Origin of the sequence: Algoriphagus marincola DSM 16067, assembly GCF_000429405.1 — a bacterium.
Taxonomy (GTDB): Bacteria; Bacteroidota; Bacteroidia; order Cytophagales; family Cyclobacteriaceae; genus Algoriphagus; species Algoriphagus marincola.
Genome location: NZ_AUBU01000003.1, coordinates 367,357 through 391,316, shown reverse-complemented (window position 1 = coordinate 391,316; position 23,960 = coordinate 367,357). Strand labels below are relative to the sequence as shown.

General features: G+C 41.7%; 25 protein-coding genes. 9 read left to right on the top strand and 16 right to left on the bottom strand.

Annotation, left to right across the window (positions count from 1 at the left end; all coding sequences use genetic code 11):
* Positions 1–39: 39 nt before the first annotated feature.
* Positions 40–1,449, bottom strand: a complete 1,410-nt coding sequence (locus G457_RS0107470; RefSeq protein ID WP_026945914.1) for a BamA/TamA family outer membrane protein — start codon at positions 1,447–1,449, stop codon at positions 40–42.
* Between the two features lie 91 nt (positions 1,450–1,540).
* On the opposite strand from G457_RS0107470, the gene yidD reads away from it, so the two are divergent.
* Positions 1,541–1,765 (top strand): membrane protein insertion efficiency factor YidD, encoded by a 225-nt coding sequence (gene yidD, locus G457_RS0107465; protein ID WP_026945913.1) that lies wholly within the window; start codon positions 1,541–1,543, stop codon positions 1,763–1,765.
* Here yidD and G457_RS0107460 read toward each other — a convergent pair.
* From G457_RS0107460 to G457_RS0107440, 5 genes are read right to left on the bottom strand one after another with little or no spacing between them, the layout of a single operon-like run.
* Positions 1,747–2,868, bottom strand: a complete 1,122-nt coding sequence (locus G457_RS0107460; RefSeq protein WP_026945912.1) for a prolipoprotein diacylglyceryl transferase — start codon at positions 2,866–2,868, stop codon at positions 1,747–1,749. The genes yidD and G457_RS0107460 overlap by 19 nt on opposite strands.
* A gap of 6 nt (positions 2,869–2,874) precedes the next feature.
* A complete protein-coding gene (gene nadE / locus G457_RS0107455) occupies positions 2,875–4,707 on the bottom strand; it encodes an NAD(+) synthase (protein ID WP_035483385.1) in 1,833 nt (610 codons plus the stop codon).
* 18 nt (positions 4,708–4,725) lie between these two features.
* On the bottom strand, positions 4,726–5,466 hold the full coding sequence (rnc, locus tag G457_RS0107450) for a ribonuclease III (protein ID WP_026945910.1): 741 nt from the start codon (positions 5,464–5,466) through the stop codon (positions 4,726–4,728).
* 7 nt (positions 5,467–5,473) lie between these two features.
* On the bottom strand, positions 5,474–6,724 hold the full coding sequence (gene fabF, locus G457_RS0107445; RefSeq protein WP_026945909.1) for a beta-ketoacyl-ACP synthase II: 1,251 nt from the start codon (positions 6,722–6,724) through the stop codon (positions 5,474–5,476).
* A 19-nt stretch (positions 6,725–6,743) separates the two neighbouring features.
* Positions 6,744–6,980: an acyl carrier protein gene (locus G457_RS0107440; RefSeq protein ID WP_024282156.1), complete on the bottom strand. Its 237-nt coding sequence runs from the start codon at positions 6,978–6,980 to the stop codon at positions 6,744–6,746.
* Positions 6,981–7,298: 318 nt separating this feature from the next.
* On the opposite strand from G457_RS0107440, the gene G457_RS0107430 reads away from it, so the two are divergent.
* The 6 genes from G457_RS0107430 to G457_RS0107405 all read left to right on the top strand — a co-directional run bounded on the left by G457_RS0107430 (position 7,299) and on the right by G457_RS0107405 (position 14,351).
* Entirely contained in the window at positions 7,299–7,727 is a 429-nt protein-coding gene (locus tag G457_RS0107430; RefSeq protein ID WP_026945908.1) for an IPExxxVDY family protein, read from the top strand.
* Between the two features lie 2 nt (positions 7,728–7,729).
* The gene (pyk, locus tag G457_RS0107425; RefSeq protein ID WP_035483382.1) at positions 7,730–9,154 is read left to right on the top strand and encodes a pyruvate kinase; all 1,425 of its coding nucleotides are present in this window, start codon (positions 7,730–7,732) and stop codon (positions 9,152–9,154) included.
* A 197-nt stretch (positions 9,155–9,351) separates the two neighbouring features.
* On the top strand, positions 9,352–12,108 hold the full coding sequence (locus tag G457_RS23020) for a fasciclin domain-containing protein (RefSeq protein ID WP_081701394.1): 2,757 nt from the start codon (positions 9,352–9,354) through the stop codon (positions 12,106–12,108).
* Positions 12,109–12,201: 93 nt separating this feature from the next.
* A complete protein-coding gene (locus G457_RS21170; protein ID WP_035483379.1) occupies positions 12,202–13,230 on the top strand; it encodes a sensor histidine kinase in 1,029 nt (342 codons plus the stop codon).
* The gene (locus G457_RS0107410; RefSeq protein WP_026945906.1) at positions 13,205–13,978 is read left to right on the top strand and encodes a LytR/AlgR family response regulator transcription factor; all 774 of its coding nucleotides are present in this window, start codon (positions 13,205–13,207) and stop codon (positions 13,976–13,978) included. Before G457_RS21170 ends, G457_RS0107410 begins: the two co-directional genes overlap by 26 nt.
* A 1-nt stretch (position 13,979) precedes the next feature.
* A complete protein-coding gene (locus G457_RS0107405; protein ID WP_026945905.1) occupies positions 13,980–14,351 on the top strand; it encodes a hypothetical protein in 372 nt (123 codons plus the stop codon).
* Here G457_RS0107405 and G457_RS0107400 read toward each other — a convergent pair.
* Genes G457_RS0107400 through G457_RS0107380 form a run of 5 tightly spaced genes read right to left on the bottom strand, consistent with a single transcriptional unit; the run spans position 14,341 to position 18,096 of the window.
* The gene (locus G457_RS0107400; RefSeq protein ID WP_248602831.1) at positions 14,341–15,873 is read right to left on the bottom strand and encodes an NFACT RNA binding domain-containing protein; all 1,533 of its coding nucleotides are present in this window, start codon (positions 15,871–15,873) and stop codon (positions 14,341–14,343) included. The genes G457_RS0107405 and G457_RS0107400 overlap by 11 nt on opposite strands.
* Before the next feature lie 53 nt (positions 15,874–15,926).
* Positions 15,927–16,691, bottom strand: a complete 765-nt coding sequence (locus G457_RS0107395) for an MBL fold metallo-hydrolase (RefSeq protein ID WP_026945903.1) — start codon at positions 16,689–16,691, stop codon at positions 15,927–15,929.
* Entirely contained in the window at positions 16,688–16,966 is a 279-nt protein-coding gene (locus G457_RS0107390; protein WP_026945902.1) for a hypothetical protein, read from the bottom strand. Before G457_RS0107390 ends, G457_RS0107395 begins: the two co-directional genes overlap by 4 nt.
* Entirely contained in the window at positions 16,967–17,344 is a 378-nt protein-coding gene (locus G457_RS0107385) for a response regulator (protein WP_026945901.1), read from the bottom strand.
* On the bottom strand, positions 17,341–18,096 hold the full coding sequence (locus G457_RS0107380; protein ID WP_026945900.1) for a response regulator: 756 nt from the start codon (positions 18,094–18,096) through the stop codon (positions 17,341–17,343). Before G457_RS0107380 ends, G457_RS0107385 begins: the two co-directional genes overlap by 4 nt.
* Positions 18,097–18,141: 45 nt before the next feature.
* On the opposite strand from G457_RS0107380, the gene miaA reads away from it, so the two are divergent.
* Positions 18,142–19,059 carry a tRNA (adenosine(37)-N6)-dimethylallyltransferase MiaA gene (gene miaA, locus G457_RS0107375; protein WP_026945899.1) on the top strand — a complete coding sequence of 306 codons (918 nt, stop codon included), beginning with the start codon at positions 18,142–18,144 and terminating at the stop codon, positions 19,057–19,059.
* Here the strand turns inward: miaA and G457_RS0107370 are convergent.
* A complete protein-coding gene (locus G457_RS0107370; protein ID WP_026945898.1) occupies positions 19,037–19,372 on the bottom strand; it encodes a hypothetical protein in 336 nt (111 codons plus the stop codon). The genes miaA and G457_RS0107370 overlap by 23 nt on opposite strands.
* A gap of 1 nt (position 19,373) precedes the next feature.
* The gene (pfkA, locus tag G457_RS0107365; protein ID WP_026945897.1) at positions 19,374–20,348 is read right to left on the bottom strand and encodes a 6-phosphofructokinase; all 975 of its coding nucleotides are present in this window, start codon (positions 20,346–20,348) and stop codon (positions 19,374–19,376) included.
* Positions 20,349–20,464: 116 nt separating this feature from the next.
* On the opposite strand from pfkA, the gene G457_RS0107360 reads away from it, so the two are divergent.
* Positions 20,465–21,355, top strand: coding sequence for an aldo/keto reductase (locus G457_RS0107360; RefSeq protein ID WP_026945896.1), 891 nt, complete (start codon positions 20,465–20,467; stop codon positions 21,353–21,355).
* An 833-nt stretch (positions 21,356–22,188) separates the two neighbouring features.
* On the opposite strand, the gene G457_RS22760 is transcribed toward G457_RS0107360, so the two are convergent.
* The 3 genes from G457_RS22760 to G457_RS0107335 form a co-directional block, all read right to left on the bottom strand.
* Positions 22,189–22,353: a hypothetical protein gene (locus G457_RS22760; protein ID WP_155847103.1), complete on the bottom strand. Its 165-nt coding sequence runs from the start codon at positions 22,351–22,353 to the stop codon at positions 22,189–22,191.
* 174 nt (positions 22,354–22,527) lie between these two features.
* The gene (locus G457_RS0107340) at positions 22,528–22,728 is read right to left on the bottom strand and encodes a hypothetical protein (protein ID WP_026945895.1); all 201 of its coding nucleotides are present in this window, start codon (positions 22,726–22,728) and stop codon (positions 22,528–22,530) included.
* A gap of 84 nt (positions 22,729–22,812) precedes the next feature.
* Complete coding sequence (locus G457_RS0107335) at positions 22,813–23,919, bottom strand: alanine racemase (RefSeq protein ID WP_026945894.1); 1,107 nt, start codon at positions 23,917–23,919, stop codon at positions 22,813–22,815.
* Positions 23,920–23,960: the final 41 nt, after the last annotated feature.

The window sequence follows — 23,960 nt, the reverse complement described above, 5'->3', positions numbered from 1 at the left end:
ATAACTACAAATACTTGTAATTACTTCCTCCTCAGAGTCTTAGAAAGGGGCTTTGATATTTAGGAAAAGATTTCCCTGTCCAGAATTGTTGAGTGAATATTCCAGTCTGAAAACAGCATCATAAAATCCCACCAAGTCAATTCCTAAGCCATATCCATAGAGATATTGATTAGTCAATCGTGCGTTTTCAGGGATTTGGTTTCTATCCTTCACATAGCCATGGTCGAAGTTGGCACTGAGGTAAAAGCGAAATGGAATCGTGCTGAATTGCTCAAGGGGCATGATGTTCGAAATATCGATCGCCCAATCGAGGAATTTCCAACGGAATGAGTTTTTGTGAACATACAGTTGCTGTCCTTCGATGACATTCAGTTCATAGCCTCGAATGAAGTTCGGGTTATACCCCACACCTCGTACAAGTGTATAAGGCTGATTTGGACTCAAAAACCAGTTAGCTGTTAGTCCTGTGGCAAAATGAAACTTGTCATTGATGGGCAAATACTTATTCGCCGTAATGCTAACTTCTATCTCATCAATATCATCAGTATTGAAAATTCCATACTTGGTTGCTGTTGCTTGAAGCAATTCTCCTTTGGTAGCATAAGCAGCAAGGTCACGATTATCATGACGGAAGGTATAACTCATATAGAGATATCTGAGCGAGTTCTCACCGTGTAGAAAGTAGTTGGGGTTTTCTGTTAAAACGTCCTCATCCACTGTATTGGATGAATAGCCCAGTGTCAAAAAATGAAAATTATAGAATGTTCGCCGATAGGTGTATTGAACAGCGGCCGTTAGACTTTTCCGAAGAATGTCTTCCGTTTCATTGGTGAAAAAGACCTGCCGGTTATCTGCCGATCGAATGGCCAAAGTCTTTTGCTCAAAGAACGTGATCTGGGTAGCTAGCCCGTGTTTTTGATTCTTATCGATGTATGGTTTGCTATACCGTAGGTCCAACGCTCGGGTAAACCCAAGTTGACCGCTAAATCTCAGCTTTTCATTTCTACCTCCCACATTTCCATGTGAGACCCGAAGACCATAATTTACTCTGGAAAGGTCCCGGTTTTGATTAGTCCACCACTCCGAGAAGTTACGGTCCGCCAATTGAAAAATGATGGAAGGAATAATATACCAACGCTCCTTTACCCGAATCAGGATTTCTACCTGATCATCTTCCGTGAAGAGCGGCGTAATCTCCACAGAGGTGAAAAGCCGAAGGTTGTAGATTTTATTTTGGTCAGCTTGTAGGATTTCTAGAAAAGTATCCCAATCGTAATAATATCCACTAGCAAAGTCAAGCTCCCGAAGAATGATATTCTTTTGCGTTTTTTCATTCCCGATGATGAATATATTGTTCACATAAACACTGTCAGGTGGACTTTGCCTCGCAGGGGCTAAGCTAGTATCCTGTGCACATAGTTCATGGCTCCAGCCTAAGGCTAGCAGCATAAAAATGAAAATATGTACAAAAGGATTTTTCACCGGGAATTTTCAATCAATAGTTTTGGTTTTCGAATCAATCAGACCAATAAGACAACTCATGTGGAAAAACCTTGTTAGAAAGATCGCCATTTTTCCGGTATTGGTCTATCAGTATACGATATCGCCACTTTTTCCTTCCTCCTGTCGGTATACACCCACTTGTAGTCAATATACGAAAGAAGCTATCCTCAAGCATGGACCTTTGAAAGGTGGATGGCTAGGAATCAAGCGAATTTCCCGCTGTCACCCTTGGGGTGGTCAGGGTCATGATCCAGTTCCCTGATCTTTGAGGGGCTTGAGTCCGTTTTTCAAGGCTCTGATAATCAGGAATATCCCTCCAAGTACCAATGGAATACTCAGGAGCTGACCCATATTGTATTGAAGCCCCTCTTCGAATTCTACTTGGTTTTCTTTGAAAAACTCCCAAACGAAGCGCATCCCAAAGACAAGAACCAGGAAAAGCCCCAAAAGCAGTCCTTCCGGCACTTGTTCTTTATACTTCCACCAAATCCCTAAGAGTAGCAGGAATATGAGGAAGTAAGTCACTGATTCATAGATTTGTGTAGGGTGTTTGGCTTTTCCGAAGGTTTTGACAATTGCGATAAAGCTGTCTCTATTTTCCTCAAGTGTCAAATTGAGCGGTGTTTCCAGAGGTTCTGCAAAATACTTTTTGGAGCTATTAAACTGCGTGAGGGCATACTTCACATCGCTTTGCAGTGTGTTTTCTAAAGTCTCTTTGCTGAAATCACCTTTACTGATTTCGATTCTCACATTTACCGGGACAATGCCATTTCCGCTGAGTTCTTCACTACGGTCATCTGGTTTGTAAGCATCGATCGAAACAATGGGTACTCGCAAGGATTCCAGTATTTCTTCCAAATCACGGGCATAGACGATTCCTTGGTCGCTTTCCATGTCCTTTCCACCGATTTCGGAATTCATCAAATTTCCCAAACGGATGAGCGCTCCCGTCATGGCTGTAACGATGACTATCCGGTCCACTACCCAGAGGTAGCTTTGCCCTGGCGTTTTGCGCGCATACATCCAAAGCGCAATCAGAATGGCTATGGCTGCTCCGTGAGAGGCAAGTCCACCTTCCCAGACTTTCAAAATATCAATCGGATTGCTCAAATATCTGGCTGGCTCATAGAACAAAACATGTCCTAGCCGGGCACCGATAATAGTAGCCAACACCATGTAGATGGTCAGTTTATCGACCAATTCCTCCTTATGTCCTTCTTTTCTGAAAAAGTAGACCATAAACTGTTGGGAAATAATAAAGCCAAGGGCAAAAAGAAGACTATACCATCTTAGTCGATCAAATCCGGGGATTACAGCCGGGTTTGGATCCCAGACGATGTAATTTAAAAACTGTGTCAAATTCATGGGATATTAAGCTTTTTCCAATTGTGCGAGTTCTTCTGAGAATCCTTGGGAAAGGATAGGGAATCGGTACCAAGTTTTAGGGTCAACATTGAATTGATCCAAATGAAAGGAAGGAGCGAGTCTTTCCCGCTTCCACTGATTCCTTGCCCAAAGTTGAAAGAATTTTTTTACATAACCTTTCAATTCTTCTGGATTCAGATCCAGTTCTTCTTTTAAGAGCCAATAAATGTCCATGGGGGATCGTCTATCCCGAATCGCTAGTTTTTCAATTTCCACAATCAGCGAATAGGGCATCAGGTCCTTCTCATCCGTTTGTCTTCGTTCACTTGGTCGAAGTTCGGCAGTAGGCTTAAGGGAGTTGACTTTTTTGAGACCAGAGCGATTCAGGTTTTTCTCCGCCCACCTTAGCCAATGGAGCACGAAATATTTATCTACAGCTGCAATGGGCGAAATACTACCACTCGTGTCACCATCCATAGTTGTATAGCCTAAATCACCTTCGGATCGGTTGGAAGTAGCTAAAAGCAGTGCATTGTTGATATTGGCTAGCATCCAAATAATCGGAGAACGTGCTCGTGCCTGAATGTTTTGCAATGTAATATCATCCTTTTCCCAAGTCAGCTTCCTTCCCAAGGCATTTTCGATCTTGGTGGTGTAGGACGAAACCTCCTCATCAATTGTCCAGTGGTAAAATTTAGCCCCAAGACTATCAGCCAAAGATTTAGCACTTTCAAAAGTGTCTTTGGATGAATTGGAAGTACCTTGGTACGCCGTGGTTAGGAGTTTATTTACCAGCAGCTTTTCAGGATCTGCTGAAAAATTTCCCCACTCTCTTAAACCAATCTTTTGACAGAATGCTTGTAATCCCAGCTCTTCAAGACCTCTGCGGACCATCTCTGCAACCAATACAGCAATGGTTGAGGAGTCTGCTCCACCGGAAAGTGAAAGTACAAAGCCTTTGCTTTTACTTTTTCTTAGGTAATCAAAAAGACCCAAGGCAGAAGCTTGAGCAAACTCCCACTCCTTAGGATGGATTTCTGCAATTTCTTGCTCCTCATCCTGGTAGTCGAAGGTCATGACCTGATAGTCTTGAAATGAAAGAAGTTGATTTCGACAAAGAATTTTTCCCGACTTAGCGAAAAGCGCCTCTCCATCAAAAATCATCCTTCCTGACTCATTTCCAAGGAGATTCACATAGGCATAGAAGCAGTCAAAAATCTTTGAGCTGTCTTCGATTAATTGCTTGCGCTCAAGTGTTTTGCCCATAGCAAAATGGCTTGCACTGGGACTGATGATCAAATCTACTTTGCGTTCACAAAGTCTATAGCCCGGTCTTTCTTTTCCTCTCCAAGCATCTTCACAGATCTCAAATCCGTAATGAATTCCTTCCTTTTCGAAAGTGATATCGCCAAAGGGGATTTTCTCTCCAAAGAAATCAACTTCGATCTGTTCATTGGCTTTCCAGGGAGTAAACCAGCGAAATTCATAGTGAACACCGTCGATTGCCATAAACTGCTTGGCAACAAAGCCTTTCAATTCACCATCTTCTAGCAAGGCCATGGTATTGTAGACCTTGTCTTGGATTCGGTAGGGGAGACCTACTGCGATCGTTACACCTTGGCTATGAGGTAGCAGCAATTGGACTTGGTCTAAAGCTTTTGCAGGGTACCAATAGCTGAGGAATAGATCCTCTGAGCCATAACCAGTAATACAGAGCTCAGGAAAAAAAATAAGTCTTGCACCTTCTTTCTTTGCTTGGTCGGTTGCAGCAATGATTCGCTGGAGATTTCCCGTCCAGTCTAGCGGTGTCTGATTGACTGTGGCAAGTGCTAATTTCATACTGATTGAAGGGGAATTCTAATGGGGGATTTTTAATTGTTCGCAGGCAATTTTGGAGGCCTCCTGTTCTGCTTTCTTTTTAGTGGGGCCTTTTCCAACGGCTACGTCTCGATTTTCTATTCTCAAAGCTACAACAAACTCTTTGTACCGCTGGTTGCCATTGATTTCAATTATCTTAAAATCCACTTCCTTATTTTCCTTTTGAGTCCACTCGATGATTTTTGATTTGTAATTGGAGGTGGTTGCGATCATCCCTTGGATATCAAAGTGAAGGAGGATGCGCTGCAGGATAAAATTCTTGGTGAAAGCATGACCCCTGTCCAAATAAATGGCTCCGATCATCGCTTCCAAAATATCCCCATAGAGAGATTTATTTGCAGTAAAGGGTCTATCCTCAATATACTCCCAGAGCATATTTTTGATACCGATTTTGATTCCGGTCTGGTTGAGGCTTTCTCGATTGACAAGTTTGGAGCGAGTTTCGGTGAGAAAGCCCTCATCCCGTAAGGGGTATTTTTGGAAAAGGTATTCGGCAATGACTGAACCGAGAACGGCATCACCTAAAAACTCTAAGCGCTCATTGCTTACTCGATATCCTTGTGGGCTTGATTCCCCCAAAGCCGCCGGAGTCAAGGCCAGTTGATAGAGGGAAATATTAAAAGGCTTGCCTCCAGTCATCATTTTGATGGAGGAGGCAAGCCTTTTGTCTTTTTTACTCAGAAATAAGTTTTGAATTCCCAGACGCTTCAGCAAATTCAACTGGTAATCAGTTTATTTTCTTAAAGATGACAGAACAATTGTGTCCGCCAAAACCGAAGGTATTACTCAAAGCGACATTTACATCACGCTTTTGAGCCTGATTAAATGTCAAATTAAGTTTGGGATCAAGGGTTTCATCATCCGTGAAATGGTTGATCGTCGGAGGAATAATCCCATGTTTGATAGCCATGATAGAAGCGATCGCCTCGATAGCTCCTGCAGCTCCCAATAAGTGACCAGTCATGGACTTGGTACTGGAGATATTGAGCTTGTAAGCGTGTTCTCCGAATACTTTTTGGATTGCTTTGGTTTCACTCACATCACCAAGTGGAGTGGAGGTTCCATGCACATTGATATAATCAATATCCGCTGGACTCAGATTGGCATCCTTCAATGCAGATTCCATCACCTCGCTAGCTCCTAATCCCTCAGGATGTGGAGCGGTAATATGATTTGCATCTGCTGACATTCCACCACCGACTAGCTCTGCATAGATTTTGGCACCTCTCGCTACTGCATGCTCATACTCTTCAAGAATAAGAGCTCCGGCACCTTCACCCAACACAAAACCATCTCTATCCTTATCAAAAGGTCTAGAAGCTGTTTCAGGTGAATCGTTTCTTTGCGACAATGCTTTCATCGCATTGAATCCACCGATTCCTGCTTCGGTTACAGCAGCTTCAGAGCCACCTGATATGAAAATATCAGCTTTGCCCATTCGGATGTAATTAAATGCATCGATTAGCGCATTAGTGGCAGAAGCACATGCCGAAACGGTGACGAAGTTAGGGCCTCTAAATCCATATTTGATGGAAATAAAACCTGCACTGATATCAGCAATCATCTTAGGAATAAAGAAAGGATTGAATCTAGGCGTTCCATCTCCTAAAGCGAAGCTAGTAACCTCGTCTTGGAATGTACGCAATCCACCGATTCCAGATCCCCAAATTACCCCTGCACGTGCTTTGTCAATTTTGTCCAAATCCAATCCTGAGTCAGCCATCGCCTCATCTACGGAGATCATGGCATACTGCGTGAAAGGATCCATTTTCCTTGCCTCTTTTCTGTCGATAAAATTATCTACATCGAGATTTTTGATTTCGCAGGCAAATTGGGTTTTGAAAAGTGATGCGTCGAATTTGGTAATAGGTGCAGCGCCACTTACGCCCGCTGTCAATCCCTTCCAAAATTCTTCGGAAGTATTGCCAATGGGAGTGATGGCGCCTATACCCGTTACTACAACTCGTTTCAAATTCATAAAATGAATGAAAGAATGATTATTTTACGTTAGCCTCAAGGTAAGAGACAGCTTGACCTACAGTGCCAATTTGCTCAGCTTGGTCGTCTGGAATAGAGATGTTGAATTCTTTTTCGAATTCCATGATCAGTTCTACAGTGTCAAGAGAGTCAGCTCCCAAATCATTGGTGAAGCTCGCTTCCATGGTCACTTCAGATTCTTCTACGCCAAGTTTGTCTACGATGATGGCTTTTACTTTTTGTGCAATTTCAGACATTTTGTGATCAGTTTAGTTAATAACACTCCGCAAAGAAATATATTTAAAAGCGAATAGGCAAAGAAAAGGTCTAAGTAAATTTTTTACCAACTTTGTTACTCAACATAGAAATTTAATTAAAATCTTCAAATTTCGGGGTCAATATTCCTAGTATTTGAGGATTTTTCAATCTTTGTCGAAGAAGCTAGCCTTTTGATTGGTTTGTTGTTAGCCCTTTTTTCAAGGGCTTATTTTCCCAAAAAAAATCTGAAAGAGGTGCTGCTTCATTTTTCGTCATTTTTTTATTTCTAACTTTGAGCTAAGTCTTGCCAAGCCTAAATGAAGAAAGTCAGATTAGAAATTGAGCATACCTATGATTTTGAGCTTTTGGGTATTGTATCTCCTGTCAAGGACTACAAAATGGCCTGGCTGATTAATCGTGCGCTTCAATTAGATCTGACGCGGGAGGATGATATCGAATTGGAGTTTTTGTCTGCTCCCAATCTGAAAATTAGCCAATATTTCCTTTCTTTACCTCATGGATTTATTCAGCTTCTGAAAAACAAGGCAATCACCTCTGAAAGAAATGTATCTTACTTAATCCCCGAACTTAGGACCATGGATTATTTTCTATTGGTACAAGATGAAACAGAGCTACTGGACGCTCAAATTTTTGTTTCCAATCTCCGGCAGATTCCTTATGTACAAAATGTCATGAAGCTTGATATCTCGAAATTAAAATCAAAAGAAAACCTATTAACCTATTAATAATGAATCAATTCAACAAGACCAAAATTCTTGCTACCATTGGACCTGCTTCCAATAATTATGAAACGATCAAAAGCTTAGCAGCTGCTGGGGCCAATGTATTTCGGCTTAACTTTTCCCACGGTAGTCATGCTATACATAAAGAGGTAATTGAAATTATCCGAAAAATCAATAAAGAAGAAAATCTACACCTTGGTATTTTACAGGATCTTCAAGGTCCAAAAATCCGAGTAGGAGAAGTAGAGAATAACGGAGTTGAAATTGTTCCCGGAAATAAAATCACGATTACCAATGACCCTGTGGTGGGAAATGCTTCCTTGGTATCTACGGTTTATCAAAACCTGCCTAACGATGTGGTTTCTGGTGATCGTATTTTGATTGACGATGGGAATCTGGAGCTGATCGTGGAGGATACCGATGGTAAAAATGTAAATTGTACGGTAGTTCACGGTGGTATTTTAAAGTCCAGAAAGGGAATTAACCTACCCAACACGAAAGTGTCTGCCCCTTCTCTTACCGAAAAGGATCTGGAAGATTTAGTTTTTGGTTTGGAGCAAGAGGTAGATTGGATTGCGCTTTCTTTTGTCAGATCAGCAGATGATATCACGGATTTGAGAGAGCGAATCCAAAAAGCGGGAAAAGTCTGCAGGATTGTGGCAAAAATCGAGAAACCGGAGGCTTTGGACAATATCGATGATATCATCGAAGCGACAGATGCCATCATGGTAGCTAGGGGAGACCTAGGGGTGGAAGTGCCTCAAGAAATCGTCCCTTTATGGCAAAAGAAAATGGTCGAGAAATGTAAGCTTGCTTGCAAGCCAGTCATTATCGCCACCCAGATGATGGAAAGTATGATCTCGAATCCACGACCTACCAGGGCAGAAACCAATGATGTGGCGAATGCGGTTCTTGATGGTGCGGATGCGGTCATGCTTTCTGCCGAAACAGCCTCAGGGAAATATCCTGTGAATGCTGTGAAGGCTATGTCCAGCATTATCAAGTATCTAGAAGATAACTCAGATATTTACCACAACCTCTACAAAATCCCAGAAAGTGCACCGACTTTCTTGAGCAATAACCTCATCCTGATGGCTTCCAGACTTTCAAGAAACGTCAAGGCAAAAGCTATCGTGGGGATTACTTCTTCAGGTTTTACAGCTTTCCGAATTTCATCTCATCGTCCAAAGGCAAGTATTTTTGTTTTCACCAGAAACCAAAAATTGATTACTCAAATGTCTTTGGTATGGGGAGTGCGGGCTTATTACTATGAGAATCAAATTTCCACAGATGCTACATTCGAAGATATCGAGAATACCCTGAAGCGTGATGACCATGTAAATTCTGGTGATATCATTATCAATACTGCCAGTATGCCACTCAAAGCCAAAGGCAAGACCAACATGCTCAAAATTCATATTGTGAATTAAGAAGTAGAGACTGATCTGAGTTTAAAACTGCATTTCAATCTCCATTTATTGGATTTAGAATCAAAAGCCCTCCGGGGCTTTTTTCAATTCAGGGTGAAACTTCTACAGTTCACAGTGAAAAATCTACAGTTCGCGATTATTCAGAAATCAATTTGTGTCTATACAGAGTTTTGAAAGCAAACTAACCATAACATGCTATGACAAAACTCTTAAAGTACCTTTTAGTCGGGGTCGTCTTTTTTTCATTCGTCGCTTGTGAGAATGAAGACTATCAAGGCCCTTTACCTTATCCCACGCTCATAGAAGCAGCTGAGGATGCTGGTTTGACCACTCTTGTGACATCCATTCGGGCTATTCCCGGCTTGGAAGCGACTTTGCAAGCGCAAAGCGCAATTACTGTTTTCGCCCCAACCAACGATGCCTTTGCGAATGCTTTGACTGAGTTTGGAGCGACAGATTTGAATGATTTGGTAGAAAAAATCGGAGGTCCAATGAATCTTGAAACCATCCTTGGTTTTCACGTTGTACCAAACACAATTTTCTCAGACCAACTTAATGAGACTAATGTAGTGACCACTTTAGCTGGTCAGCAATTAGTAGTAAACCGTGCTCCAGGTATCGTAACTGTAATCGATGCTGCCGGAAATACTGCGCGAGTAGTACAGGCTGATGTGGAAATCGAAAACGGAGTAGTCCATGTGATTGACCGTGTTTTGATTCCTTCTATTGAATTGCCTGCTCCTAATTTGGTAGAAGCAGCTACTGAGGCTGGTCTTACTACCTTACTCGATGCGGTGACTGCAGTTGACGGATTGGCAAATACTCTGCTTTCAGCTGGAGCTATTACTGTTTTTGCTCCAACGAATGAAGCTTTTGCTGCTGCTTTGGAGGTTTTCAATGCTGCTGACTTAAATGAGTTGGTATTGAAAATTGGAGGTATCGAAAACTTAGAAGCTGTACTTGGATTCCATGTAGTGCCTGCAGTAGCCTTTTCTGGCGATCTACAGCCTACCAATACTTTCACAACCGTATCCGGACAAGAAATCACCGTTGAAGTTGCTGGTGGAACTGTGACTGTTATCGATCAACTAGGACGTACAGCTCAAGTGGTTGCAGCAGATATCGAAATTGCAAATGGTGTAGTCCATGTAATTAACGGTGTGATGCTTCCTGATTTGATGCTTCCAAATGTGGTAGAAGCTGCACAAAGTGCTGGATTGACCACGCTGATTGATGCTGTTACTGCTGCCGATCTTGGTGGAGCCTTGTTAGGAGCAGAAGCAATGACTGTTTTTGCGCCAACCAATGATGCTTTTGCAGCTGCTTTGGCTGCTTATGATGCAGAGAATTTAGACCAATTGGTTGCTAAAATCGGAGGAATCGAAAATCTTCAGACTATCCTAGGTTTCCACGTAGTACCTGCAGTAGCTTTCTCTACAGATCTAGAAGCTACCAATACATTCACGACTCTAGCTGGTCAGGAATTGACAGTAGAAGCTAGTGAAAGCGGAGTGACTGTGACAGATGCTTTGGGTAACACAGCAAATGTAGTAGTCGCAGACGTAGCCATTGAAAATGGAGTTGTTCATGTGATCGACGGAGTGCTTTTACCTGAGTTCTCGCTTCCAAACGTAGTAGAAGCAGCTACAGCAGCTGGTTTGACTGTTCTTTTGGATGCAGTTACTGCTGCTAACCTTGGCCAAACACTTCTTGATGCTGAAGCTATCACCGTATTTGCTCCTACCAATCAAGCTTTCCTTGATCTTTTGGCTGCATTGAACCTAGGTTCTCTACAGGAATTGGTCGCTGCTGTTGGAATTGAAGAAGTGACACGAATCCTTGGTTTCCATGTAGTGCCTGCAACAGCATTCTTTTTTGATTTGGCGGAAGGTGCACAAACAGTACCTACTTTGGCTGGTGAGGACTTGACAGTTACCCGTACTGGATCCAATGTAACTGTGACTGATGCCAGAGGAAACACCTTTAATGTAGTAGCTGCTGACGTAGCAATCGAAAATGGTGTAGTTCACGTAATCGACGGAGTGGTATTGCCTACTGCGAATGAGCCAGATGTGCCGAATATTGTCGAGGCTGCAGAAGCTGCAGGTCTTACTGTTCTTTTGGATGCTGTTACCGCTGCCGGTCTTGGTCAAACACTACTTGATGCTGAAGCAATCACAGTATTCGCACCTACCAATGATGCTTTTGTAAATCTTCTTGGAGCATTAGGCCTAGGGTCTCTTCAGGAATTGGTTGATGCCGTAGGTATCGAAGAACTTCAAAGAATCCTTGGATTCCATGTTGTACCTTCTGTTGCTTTCTCCACAGATTTGGCAGAAGGAGCTCAGACCGTTCCTACACTTGCAGGAGAGGATTTGACTGTTACTCGTAATGGAAATGCAGTTACAGTAACCGATGCAAGAGGGAATACCTATAATGTGGCTGTAGCAGATGTTGAGATCGAAAATGGAGTAGTCCATGTCATTGACGGTGTGTTATTGCCTGAAGAAAATCTTCCAAATGTAGTTGAAGCGGCTACAGATGCTGGTTTGACAGTCCTACTAGATGCGGTGACTGCTGCTGGACTAGGACAAACTTTGCTTGATGCAGAAGCTATCACTGTATTCGCTCCTACCAATGATGCCTTTGTAGATCTTTTGGGTACCCTTGGAGTGGCAGATCTTGATGAATTGGTTGATGCAATCGGTTTGGAAGGATTACAAAAAGTACTTGGATTCCACGTGGTTCCTACAGTTGCATTTTCTACTGACCTTGCAGAAGGTTCTCAGACGGTGCCTACACTTGCTGGAGAGGACTTGACTGTGACTAGAACTGGAGCGAATGTAACCGTGACAGATGCAGAAGGAAATACCTACAATGTAGTAGTAGCTGACGTCGCGATTGAAAATGGCGTAGTCCATGTCATCAACGGAGTATTATTACCGACACTTTAAGAGAATTATTTAACCACCATATAGCAGGGGTAGGGCATTGCCCCACCCTTGCTTTTCATTCATTTATCATTTCAGGGGAAGAAATCAGCGGGCATGTTTAGCCATAGATATAAATTCATTTATCCGGGACTTTTGGGATTGTATTCCTTTTTCAATATTCTCATATTGGATGGGGATAGATTATTTCAAGCTGCTCTTCCTAAAAATCAACTTTTTCCCCTAATCATCATTCTGTCTTACCTCGTTTGGTTTGCCAATTATTTCATCGAAAAAAATACCCTTCTACTTTTCAAAAAAGTCCATCCTTTAGCAGTTCAATTTTTGTCGAGCTTCGTTTTGATCTCCGGACTAGCTCTGATTTCTGTGAAATCAACCGGATTAATCTTTGGAGGTCCTTTTGACCTGACCAAACAAAACTTCCTCTTGACCCTGGGATTTCTCTTCAGAGTAAATCTCTTCCTCAACTGTGTCAATGCGATCTATTATTTCAATAAAAAATTCAGTGAGAAAAACCTGGAGGCTGAAAAGCTTAAGCTTTTGAGCGCCGAGGCAAGATTGGAATCACTCAATACACAACTTAATCCTCACTTTTTCTTTAATAATCTCAGCGCTTTGTCAGTTCTGATTCATGAAAACATTCAAGTGGCTGATAGCTACTTGCAAAAGCTAAGTTCTATCTATCGCTACATGCTCAATAACAAGGTAAATGAACTCATCACCTTGAAAGAGGAGCTTAAATTTTTATATGATTACATGGATTTGCTTTCTATCCGATTTGATCAATCGCTTTCCTTTAAAGTGGAAATTGAAGAGGAAAGTAAATCGAAGCTTATTCCACCTGCAGTGCTTCAATTACTGGTAGAGAATGCTGTCAAGCACAATTACTTTACAGAGACAGAACCGCTACAGGTTGAAATATACACCATGGGTGACTATCTTATAGTGAGTAATCCCAAGCAGCCAAAAATGGCGGTAGAAGAATCTACCGGAATAGGTCTTCAAAACATTTCTGAAAGATATAGGTTTTTAGATCATTCCATCGAGATTCTTGATGGGGAAAAGATTTTTGAAGTTAAACTCCCTTTGATAGGAAGCTATGAGAATACTGTTAGTCGAAGATGAACCCCTAGCCCAGAAGCGAATCAAATCCATCGTTTCTCAAAATTTTTCTGATTGGAAAGTCATCGATTCTGTTCAAAGTGTCCGCGAGTTTAGGTCCAAATTGGAAAATATCTCAAATTACGATTTGATCCTGTGCGACATACATTTGGCAGACGGGTTGAGTTTCAAAGCCTTTGCCGGGATGGCTGATTTGAAAATTCCTGTAATTTTCATAACGGCTTATGATGAATACGCACTTCAGTCTTTTGACCATAATTGCTTGGATTATGTACTCAAGCCAATAGATGAACAGAGGTTGGTGAAAGCTCTTCAAAAGGCTCAGAAATTCAATCCAAATTCTAAAACACCATCACTGGATCAGAGCTTTATTAATAACATCGTAAAGCATTATACATCAAAAAGTTATAAGAAGAGGTTTTTAACTAAACTGGGTAATAAATTTGTCTTTATTCCGGTTGAAAATGTGGCTTATTTCTATGCAGAAGAAGGCTTGACCTACTTGGTAGAAATTGGTTCTTCAGTGAGATATGTAATCGATCATTCTCTCAGTGAATTGGAGTCCGACTTGCTAGATCCGTTAAAGTTTTATAGAATTAATCGTTCAATGATTATTCATTTAGATGGTTTGGTCGAAATCAAGCCTTATCTTAACGGGCGATTAGCCCTTGCCATGAACGCCAAATCAGAAGATGCCTTGGTAGTGGCAAGAGAGCGTGTAAACGAATTCAAAAGCTGGATTAATCAATAGTATGAGTCGGTTTTTTATTGCAGTGACTTTTTTGGGCATATTGTCCATGTCAAATTCTTGGGCTCAAAGTAGCTCCCAACAGGCCAATTTGGACTCCTTGAGAAGGTCTATTGTCCAGATGGATCAAGAGTTATATGAGGTCCAACTCAACCTTCATAATTCCAAAAAGCAGTTAAAGACAGGGATTTTTATTGCCACTATTGGGTATACGGTAACTATCATCGGCGGTCAGCTTTTAGGCAGTAACCCAGATGCAGGGAAAGCTCTTTTGTATGTGGGTGGGGCTACTGGGATAGTTGGTACAGTGGTCCTTGTCAATGGCTTCAATAAAATTTCTCTTCGCGCTCCTGATCCACCACGAATCAGTCCTTGATATCCCCCGAAATTTCTTGATTTGGGCCCTCAGGCTTCACCAAAAGGGTTTTTTCTCGGTCCACCATGACCGAACCTGGAGCAGAACCTTTGATCTTTCTCACATATTTAGCTTCTGTGTAAATCACAGGAGCGAGACTTTCATTCTTTAATTTGGAATAGTAAGCTGCCAGCGATGCAGCACGCTCCAAAACGGCATTTGCTATCTTGTTTCCTGCTGGATTTCGGATGATGGTATGCGAACCTGGAGCCTGCCTTGCATGTAGCCAAATATCATTTTTATGTACAAACCTTCGTAGCATCTCATCATTGTCCTTAGATGATTTTCCAACCCAAACTTCCAACCCATAAATATTAAATTGTCTGAAAGGCAGACTTTCTTGATTTTTAGCGTCTTTGATTTCAGATTTATGATTCTTTTTAAACTCTTTCAGGTCTCGAAACCCATCCATAAGTTCCACCTGCTCTGCCAAGTGTTGCAATTCCGATAGCCTTTTCTCTTTGGAATCAATCGCCTCCTCCAATTGCTTCCATTCGATCTCTCTGTTTTTGCTTTTTCGATATAGGTTAGCCGCTAATTCTTGCGGTTTCTGGTTTTGTTTGAGGGTAATTTTGATTTCATCCTCTGAATAAAAGTTGAAAAGATTTTTACTCAGTACTCCATCAGAAAATTCATGAAGATTAGCCATGATTACGTCTGCAATCTGTGCAGGTGGAGGTGAGTTTTGGAGTTCTTCCAATTTGGCCTTGGCTTTTTGGATGAAATTTTCCGTTCGCTTGATTTGATCAGCATAACTTTTGGCTAGCTGCTTCTTTTCTCTTTCCAAAGCCCCAATCACCAAAGCCTTATGAAAAAGCGCATTTAAAGCTTCCAAAGGGTCAGAATACTGACCTATGGCATTTTCGCTGGGAAGAAGGGTAAGGTGGACATCCTCATCCTCTTGAACCAAAGTGAAAAGCGGACTGTCTAGCATATCGATTATTTCTTGCATCTGAGTCCACTTTTCCCCCAAATCTGCCTCAGGATAACCCTTTTTTAGCAGAAATGCTCTGGGGATTTTGCCCAAGGTGGGTAGAAACTTAGAAGCATTGCCTTGGAGCGCTTCAAATTGAGACTGACTGAGATCAAGGGATTTTTCGAGCTCTCTCCAATTCAAGGATTTATCTTCCAAAAGTGCATTTCGGAATACTCGGATTGGGAATTCCTGATTGGGTTCGTAGAGCAGAATATTGCTTCGGTTTCCATGGAGTTTGAGTAGCAAAATCATACCTGATTCCATTTCGAAATAGAATGCTCTTTCAAAACTCAAAACCTGACAGGACTTTATTTTTTCACCAATCAGTTCAGGGAAAAGATCAATGGAATTTCGTTTGGCACGCTGAAAGTTTTCAGGGAGAGAATAGTAGATCTGCGGAGGAAGAAAGTGTGCACGCAAAAACCGCGTCTCCTCTTCTTTTTTCCATTCGATGACAAGCTCATCTTTGTTTTGCGAAAAGCAGGCTACTGCCACAAAACCTTGCATTGTTTCCTGAAGCCGAGGGCAGAGGAAGCGAAGAAAATGATAATTTAAATGCATCAAGGCAAAGATAGCATCAATCCATCATAAGCTAGATGAATGCCCTCAGGGAGCTCACTTTCTACCTCCCGGTGAAGTCCCAACTTGTGGGAAATATGAGTGAAATAAGTTTGCTCAGCTCCCAGCATTTGTGCCATTTCGATGGCTTCTTCCAGTGTGAAGTGGGAGAGGTGGGGAGTTTTTTGAAGAGCGTTTAAGACCAAGATTTTTGATCCTTTGATTTTCTCTTTGGATTCTTCAGAGATGTAGTTAGCATCGGTAATGTAGGTGAAGTCACCCACCCGAAAACCCAAAACCGGCAATTTATGATGCATCACGGGAATAGGATTGATGGAAATCCCTTCCACTTCAAATGGCTCTTGGTCAATTTCAATGGGCAAAACCTGAGGCACTCCAGGGTATTTTTTCTCCGAAAAAACATAGGAATACTCCTGACGAATCTGATTGAGTACTTGACTTCGGCCATAGACAGGCATGTCTTTCTTTTGGCGAAAATTAAAAGGTCGGATATCGTCTAGTCCAGCCGTGTGATCCTTGTGCTCGTGGGTATAGATGACTGCATCAAGTTGGTGAATATCGGCTCGAAGCATTTGCATCCGAAAGTCGGGTCCCGTATCAATCACGAGGCTTTTGCCTTCTGTCTCAATGTGAACAGAACATCGAAATCGTTTATCTCTGAAATCTACCGACCGGCAGACCTCGCAGTCACAGCCAATGACTGGAACTCCCTGTGAGGTACCGGTACCTAAAAATCGAATATTCAAAATTTCAGTTGGGTTTGTTGTAGTTCCTTTAGGAAGTCCTGAACAGATTTTTCCTTAAAATCTTGAGGGTTAAACTGCAATTCGCCAAGGATATCTACCAATGCATTGATTTTACCTTCCAGGGGAAAGTATTTGTTCACAATCACAATTTTGGTGTCTTTCAGGATGCAATATCCTGACTTGAAACTTCCCTTCTCGTATCGTAGAATATACTCCGAGGAGGCGAATAAGTTTTCAAGTTTGTCCAAAAAATGTCTTGTGTACTTGATTGCCATTTAACTCAGGAATTTTTTGACGGTGGCCAAAAGGCGGTCGTAATCAAGAGGCTTCTGAAGAAAATCATCAAAGCCTGCCTTTCGGAATTCATCGTGGGTCATGTTATGGATATTACCGCTGATGGCAATGATGGGGACTTTTGCCTTCTTTTCGTCGGTCATTTTACGGATTTCCTTAGTACAGGCAATTCCATCTAAGACAGGCATGCTGATATCCATCAGAATCAAATCAAAGTCTTCTTTCTCAAACTTTTCCAAAACTTGTTTGCCATTTTTGGCAGCAGTCATTTCGTAGTTTTCGAATGCAAGTACACTTTTGGTAAGATTGATGATAATAGAACTGTCTTCACCGACTAATATTCTTTTTGTTTCGCTCATGAGTTAAAAATAGTTTCTTCTGATAAATATTTACTAAATCTGATGATTTCTTTCTCCATTTCAGCCAATGATTTATCAAGGGAGGAAATTTGATTTTGTCGGCTTTCTTTTTCTGCTTTTGCGGCAGCTATGTACACTCGATTGATTCCGAGTGTGCCGGCATTTCCCTTGATGATGTGGCAGTGTTTGCTGACTTCCTCGTATAGCCCATCTGCAAAATCTCTATTTATAGCTGGAAGGAGTTGATCAGCTTCCTCCATGAAGTCACGGTAGATTTGCTGTATAGTTTCTGGTTTATTGTATTTACTTAGTTGATTGAATATTTTCTTGTCCAATATCAAGTCATCTACATCCAAAGGGATTTTGGCTTTGGATATCTTTGGCTTTTCCCCGTCGATAGTTTTTTGGATTTGCAGGATGAATTCTTTTGGACGAATGGGCTTGGTAATAAAGCCATCAAAGCCTTGACTCAAAAAGGAATCCCGTTCACTTTCATCCGCAAAAGCTGTTACCGCAATGACGGGACTGAGACTCAGATTTTTTTCTCGAATTCTTTTTAGGGCAGTGATACCATCGATTTCTGGCATCTGTATATCCATCAGGATCAAATCAAAATCCCTTTTTTCTAATTTTTCGATGGCCTCACGTCCGTTGAGAGCACTTTCAAACTCCCAGATTTGACCGATAAGATTTTCGAAAAACTTTCGGTTCAGATCGTTATCCTCTACGATTAGTATGCTTTTGCTTTTCATTCTATAAGTTTGGACTTTTGAAAGTAAATCAAAATTCCTGATCCATTGTCCGAAAATCCGACCCTGATTTTGATAGTTGGTCCTACTGCTGTGGGCAAAACAGATTTGTGTCTAAAACTAGCCAAAAATTTTAATACAGAAATCATATCCTGCGACAGCAGACAGTTTTATAGGGAACTATCCATTGGAACAGCGAAACCTACTTCCCTTGAATTAGCGGAGGTAAAACACCATTTAATCGATTCTGTTTCAATCTCAGAAGACTATGATGTCAAAAAGTTCGAAAGCGATGCCTTGCGAATTTTAGAGGATCTCTTTTCGGAGAAATCTCTTGTCATCATGACCGGAGGTTCGGGGCTTTTTGCAAAAGCTATCACCGATGGCTTAGATGATATGCCGGATATTCCGGATTCCTTCCGAAAGGAGGTGATTCGGGACTATCAAGAAAATGGTCTGGAATTTCTGCAAGAAGAACTCAAGAACACGGATCCAGAATACTTCAGCCAAGTGGATATTCAGAATCCACAGCGATTGATGCGCGCTTTGGAGGTGATTCGAGGGACAGGAAAACCTATTAGCTCTTTCAGGAAACGAAAAAAAGTGGAAAGGCCTTTTCGAATTTTAAAAATCGCCCTTGAGCGAGATCGTGAAGAGCTCTATCAAAGGATCGATCAACGAATGGATCAAATGATAGTCAATGGACTTTTTGAGGAGGCGAAGCAGTTTTTCGAACAGCGTCATCTGAATTCTCTTCAAACTGTAGGCTATCAAGAAATATTCGGATACCTGGAAGGAAAGTATGATCGGGAAGAAGCTATCCGATTACTGAAACGTAATTCAAGACGCTACGCCAAAAGACAGCTGACCTGGTTTCGAAAAGAGTCTGATTATCAGTGGTTTCACCCAGATGATTTTGAGCAAATTCTCAAGTGGATCAATATCAAATTGGCCGAAAGCCACTGATTTTGGCGACCCAATTGTAAGGAGCTTTTTTGATCAGTTTGTTGTATTGCGATCGATTGACTTTCATGTCTCTAAGCAGCTCTAATACCTCTTTTTTGGTTTTAGGACTCAATTCAAGCTCAGAGATTTGCTTTAGAATCTGCTCGCTGCTAGTCACCTCTTCAGATTTCCCCTTCAACTCAGGGAGCTTTTCCCCAAGATTGAAAAACAGTTCTTTTTCAAGTGCTATTTTCCGCTGAAAGGTATTTCTTACGGTAAGAAAAAACAGGAGGCAAGCACCTCCAAGGGTAAGGAAAATCGGGATAAAGCCCATATTAGATACTTAAGTACTCAATTAATTTCAGGTGATCTTGGATCAGGGGTTTTTCTTTTCCGATGCAGTCTCCGAAAGGTGTATATACGACCTCTTGATTCATGATGCCAGCCATACAGGCAAACTTGCCTTCAAGCAATCCTTCCACCGCTGCCATTCCACATCTTGAAGCTAAAACCCGATCTCGGGCCGTAGGGTTTCCGCCACGCTGAATATGACCCAAAGTAGTCACTTTAAACTCCTTCTTCTTGTCTTTGATTTTCTCCTTGACCTTATTCATGATTACCTCAGCACTGCCTTCATCGTCTCCTTCAGCCACTACGATAATGCTTGAAGTTTTGGTTTTTCGGAGATTTTTAAGGGATTTGACCACAGCGTCAAGGTCTGTGGCGGTTTCTGGCACCATGACAAATTCGGCACCGCTTCCAATTCCTGACTCTACTGCGATAAAGCCCGCATCACGCCCCATTACTTCGATGAAAAATATCCTGTCATGAGCCGCTGCCGTATCCCTGATTTTATCAATAGCATCCAAAGCAGTATTCACCGCTGTATCAAAACCTATCGTATAGTCGGTGCCATAGATATCATTATCAATTGTCCCGGGACAGCCAACTACCGGAATGCCAAATTCCTCATGAAAAATCTTTGCTCCTGTGAAGGTTCCATCACCTCCGATAGCTACCAAACCTTCAATTCCATGGGCTTTAAGATTTTCATAGGCCTTTTTTCTGCCCTCAGGAGTTCGAAACTCAGTTGAGCGAGCAGACTTAAGAATAGTGCCGCCTCTTTGCACAATATTACTGACGGAGTAGGTGTACATCCGTTTGATATCATTCTCAATCATACCTTCATAGCCTCTGTAGATTCCGTAAACTTCAAGGCCTTTGAAAATGGCTGTACGTACCACTGCCCGTACACAGGCATTCATGCCTGGGCTATCTCCTCCTGAGGTAAAAACTGCGATTTTTTTCATTTTAATAGGTTCTAAGCGTCGCAAAAATAGCTATTAATGGCAGAAAGAATCATTTTCTGATATGAATAAACCATAAATTTTGAAAACTTGGGGATAAATCAAAATGATAAGATGTGATGAATAAAATACAGCTTCCCAAAACTGATTTTCAAATTCCCGAAATAAGCCTAGGCTGTATGTCCCTTCCCGAAAAAACAAAGGAAAGCATGGAAATCATTCATCAGGCCTTGGATTCTGGGATAAATTTGCTGGATACAGCCGATTTATATCAAAAAGGAATCAATGAATCGAATGTAGGTAAGGCTGTAGCAGGAAAAAGAGATCAGGTGTTGATTTCCAGCAAGGTGGGAAATGAATGGCGTCCGGATGGATCAGGATGGGATTGGAATCCTAAGAAAGCCTATATTTTGAAAGCTGTGGATGAAAGTCTCAAACGACTTCAAACTGATTATTTGGATTTTTACCTCCTTCATGGAGGTACCATAGATGATCCTTGGGATGAAACTTTGGAAGCTTTTGAGATATTGAAAGAGAAAGGGAAAATCAGAGCTTTTGGGATTTCTTCAATTCGACCCAATGTGGTGCGGAATGTACTTAAGCAAAACCCTCCCGCACTTTTTATGACTCAATACAGTCCATTGGATAGGAGGACTGAAGAATCTATTTTCCCAATGATAAGAGAGAGTGAATCAAGGATTTTGGTGAGAGGTAGCTTGGCGAAAGGCATTTTATTGGATAAGCCTACAAAGGAGTATTTGAACTTTTCAGAAGCAGAGGTTGAGGAAATACGGGAGATAATCCATGGAAGTGGATTTGATCCTCAGGCTGTTTTGCTTCGTTTTGGCTTGGAAGAGCCTGCCATTGCATCGCTCTCAGTTGGTGCTAGTTCGGTAGAGCAGGTGAGTCGCTTGGCGAAAGCCTATGAGTTAAGCCAAGAAGTTCCGAGTAGTACGATACAGGAATTGCGTGATAGAATCCCCGTTTCAAAGTATGAAGCTCACAGATAAGATGGAGTGCAATTCGAAATTGAGAACCTGCTTGCAGCAGGCAAGTTTATCATTCGAAATTTAAACGTCAACTGAAAAGAATGCTTTCAGAGGAATGTTTTTAGGTCAAAAAAGGCATTGGACGTATCGAAAATCTTACCCATTCAATTCAGCAAAGGAATAAAAGATAGCCTCGCAGATAAAGAAAGATATGGCTGCGCCAAGATATAAGGGCTTTCGCCGCCCTTGGTGCCTACCTTAGGTAGACAGGTCATCACGCACGGCCTTTTTTTTTCAGGGTTTTACGTTCTCTTGCTGGCACTAAGAATGCGTTTCCACATCAAAGACTATAGGCCAGCGCTGGGGGACCCGTAAATTTATTTTCTAGGGGTTGAAACCCCTGGCTATTGAAAAAATTGACGTCCACCAAAGCGGACCGGCACTACAGCACTCTCGTTTTCGTCGTTTTTGGCTGCCTGAATTTGAAAGAGGTCTCCATGCATACCTTACCTTCCATAGGTAGGGTGGAATTTTAGAGTATTTGGGATGGCCTACGGGATTTTCGGTTTTTGCAAGGCAAGGAAATCGTTAAGAAAATGGGCTAGTCCCGAACTTGTTTCGGGAATCCGCCCATTTTTAGATTTCTGAGCCTTTCAAAAATCAAATCGCGACGAAGTTTTATTTTTTTCGATTCACTAGCTGCGATTTGAAGAAAAGACTGGGCCAATGTCTTTTGGATACTTTTTGGCGAAAAAGTATCAAGAAAAAACACGCAAAAATCAACTATGACGGGTTGATCTTTAAAAAGGCTAATTGTAAAATTCCTCTTCGTCTTGCTGTCACAATTAATTGGGTTACAAATCAAAAATCATGGGCCAGCGCTGGGGTGATTTTATTTCTTTTTTACCCAGCATTTCGCTCATCGTTCCTCTTTGCTCATACTGGGCTGTTATAAGTCGTGCCTTCAGCACTTTTACCAAATTCGAGACCTGATTGCAGCAGGCAACTTCGATATTCATAATTCAAAACCTGCTTGCAGCAGGCAAGTTCATCATTCGACATTAAAACTGCCGAGCGAGAAGAAGAACTCTAGAGGAATGATTTGAGGTCAATTGAGACAAAAACGCCGTATTTCGTAAATCGTATTTCGTCTATAAAGATTCCTCTTCGTCTTGCTGGCACAATTAATTGGGTTACAAATCAAAAATCATGGGCCAGCGCTGGGGTGATTTTATTTCTTTTTTACCCAGCATTTCGCTCATCGTTCCTCTTTGCTCATACTGGGCTGTTATAAGTCGTGCCTTCAGCACTTTTACCAAATTCGAGACCTGATTGCAGCAGGCAACTTCGACATTCGACATTGAAAACCTGCTTGCAGCAGGCAAATTCATCATTCGATATTAAACCGATTAGAAAAAATCTGGCGATCAAAATTTGAAAAACGGTTCAGTTGAAAAATTGAATCGTAAATCGTCGATTTAAAAACTCTTCTTTTCCGCATGATCTACCCATTCGCCAGTCAAGCTTAAATAAGCGCCCATCGCATCGGCGGTCATACAAGAGTGGACAGGAAGGATTCCCAAAAGATCTCCCACTTTCACTTGCTCCAATAATTCCTTCGAAGCTTTAATCAAGCCATGTTCCTGAGAAATACTTTTGACAATGCTGGTTTCACTTGGGATTTCCCAGCCTTTTTCATTCAGAAGCACCACTTCTCCAAAGATCTTTTGACCACTTTCATCTTGCAAAAAGTCTTTTGCCAGATGTACTCCACCACCGTGAACCAAAATTTCACTTCGCTCTGGAATAATATCTACCACAGGAACCGCAAGCGCAACGGCAATATCCGATTTTTCGCAGCTTTTTAAATCCGCCTGCATTAAATCATAAAACACAAAATTTCCCGGACCCATCTCATCGATATCTCCAAAATCATGTGCCACAGCACAGCCGGGAGTATCCCCGATTCGGGTTTTTAAACTTTCAAATTGAGCCTGATATTTAGATTTGAGCATGGCTAATGCCTGCCGGGTCTCATGATAGATTCCCTCCTTGTCTGGCATGTAATAGGTATGCCCTGGATGTATGTAGAAGCCAATAAAATTCAATTTATCAGACCCCGCTGCAATCCGAAGAATTTCGTCAATTTTCCCAAAATCACTCATGTGAACCCCCGTTCTACCGTATCCAGCATCTATTTCAATCATAAACCCGATGGAGTTTTTAAGTTCTTCGGCTAATTTGGAGATGGTGAAGGTATTGACGATCTGAACAGAAATGAACTGGCTTTCTGTGATTTTATTCAGCCTTGGTATTTCTCTAACATTGAAGGGGAAGGCAATGTGGATATTTTCCCAACCCTGGTTGTTCAAGTAGGCAGCTTGTCTAATGGAAGAAGCCGTGATTTGCCGAATGCCGTAATCTTTTGCCCAATTGCCAATAGTCCTTGACTGGGCAGTTTTCCAATGGGGAATCAGTTCCATTTGGTGGAGAGATGCTTTATCCGCCATTTTTTTAATATTGGCACGGCAGATTTTTTCATCAATCAAAAGAGTAGGAGAGGAAATCAAAGATCGGTAGTCCATGGGTGTTGGGTTTTTATGATTTTTCAAAGGTAAAATTTTGA

What these genes read in the sequence shown, in the direction of transcription:
- G457_RS0107470 (WP_026945914.1), bottom strand. Translation starts at nt 1,449, where the DNA reads ATGCTGCTAGCCTTAGGCTGGAGCCATGAACTATGTGCACAGGATACT.
- yidD (WP_026945913.1), top strand. Translation starts at nt 1,541, where the DNA reads ATGTGGAAAAACCTTGTTAGAAAGATCGCCATTTTTCCGGTATTGGTC.
- G457_RS0107460 (WP_026945912.1), bottom strand. Translation starts at nt 2,868, where the DNA reads ATGAATTTGACACAGTTTTTAAATTACATCGTCTGGGATCCAAACCCG.
- nadE (WP_035483385.1), bottom strand. Translation starts at nt 4,707, where the DNA reads ATGAAATTAGCACTTGCCACAGTCAATCAGACACCGCTAGACTGGACG.
- fabF (WP_026945909.1), bottom strand. Translation starts at nt 6,724, where the DNA reads ATGAATTTGAAACGAGTTGTAGTAACGGGTATAGGCGCCATCACTCCC.
- G457_RS0107440 (WP_024282156.1), bottom strand. Translation starts at nt 6,980, where the DNA reads ATGTCTGAAATTGCACAAAAAGTAAAAGCCATCATCGTAGACAAACTT.
- G457_RS0107430 (WP_026945908.1), top strand. Translation starts at nt 7,299, where the DNA reads ATGAAGAAAGTCAGATTAGAAATTGAGCATACCTATGATTTTGAGCTT.
- pyk (WP_035483382.1), top strand. Translation starts at nt 7,730, where the DNA reads ATGAATCAATTCAACAAGACCAAAATTCTTGCTACCATTGGACCTGCT.
- G457_RS23020 (WP_081701394.1), top strand. Translation starts at nt 9,352, where the DNA reads ATGACAAAACTCTTAAAGTACCTTTTAGTCGGGGTCGTCTTTTTTTCA.
- G457_RS21170 (WP_035483379.1), top strand. Translation starts at nt 12,202, where the DNA reads ATGTTTAGCCATAGATATAAATTCATTTATCCGGGACTTTTGGGATTG.
- G457_RS0107410 (WP_026945906.1), top strand. Translation starts at nt 13,205, where the DNA reads ATGAGAATACTGTTAGTCGAAGATGAACCCCTAGCCCAGAAGCGAATC.
- G457_RS0107405 (WP_026945905.1), top strand. Translation starts at nt 13,980, where the DNA reads ATGAGTCGGTTTTTTATTGCAGTGACTTTTTTGGGCATATTGTCCATG.
- G457_RS0107400 (WP_248602831.1), bottom strand. Translation starts at nt 15,873, where the DNA reads ATGCAAGGTTTTGTGGCAGTAGCCTGCTTTTCGCAAAACAAAGATGAG.
- G457_RS0107390 (WP_026945902.1), bottom strand. Translation starts at nt 16,966, where the DNA reads ATGGCAATCAAGTACACAAGACATTTTTTGGACAAACTTGAAAACTTA.
- G457_RS0107385 (WP_026945901.1), bottom strand. Translation starts at nt 17,344, where the DNA reads ATGAGCGAAACAAAAAGAATATTAGTCGGTGAAGACAGTTCTATTATC.
- G457_RS0107380 (WP_026945900.1), bottom strand. Translation starts at nt 18,096, where the DNA reads ATGAAAAGCAAAAGCATACTAATCGTAGAGGATAACGATCTGAACCGA.
- G457_RS0107370 (WP_026945898.1), bottom strand. Translation starts at nt 19,372, where the DNA reads ATGGGCTTTATCCCGATTTTCCTTACCCTTGGAGGTGCTTGCCTCCTG.
- pfkA (WP_026945897.1), bottom strand. Translation starts at nt 20,348, where the DNA reads ATGAAAAAAATCGCAGTTTTTACCTCAGGAGGAGATAGCCCAGGCATG.
- G457_RS0107360 (WP_026945896.1), top strand. Translation starts at nt 20,465, where the DNA reads ATGAATAAAATACAGCTTCCCAAAACTGATTTTCAAATTCCCGAAATA.
- G457_RS22760 (WP_155847103.1), bottom strand. Translation starts at nt 22,353, where the DNA reads ATGAATATCGAAGTTGCCTGCTGCAATCAGGTCTCGAATTTGGTAAAA.
- G457_RS0107340 (WP_026945895.1), bottom strand. Translation starts at nt 22,728, where the DNA reads ATGATGAATTTGCCTGCTGCAAGCAGGTTTTCAATGTCGAATGTCGAA.
- G457_RS0107335 (WP_026945894.1), bottom strand. Translation starts at nt 23,919, where the DNA reads ATGGACTACCGATCTTTGATTTCCTCTCCTACTCTTTTGATTGATGAA.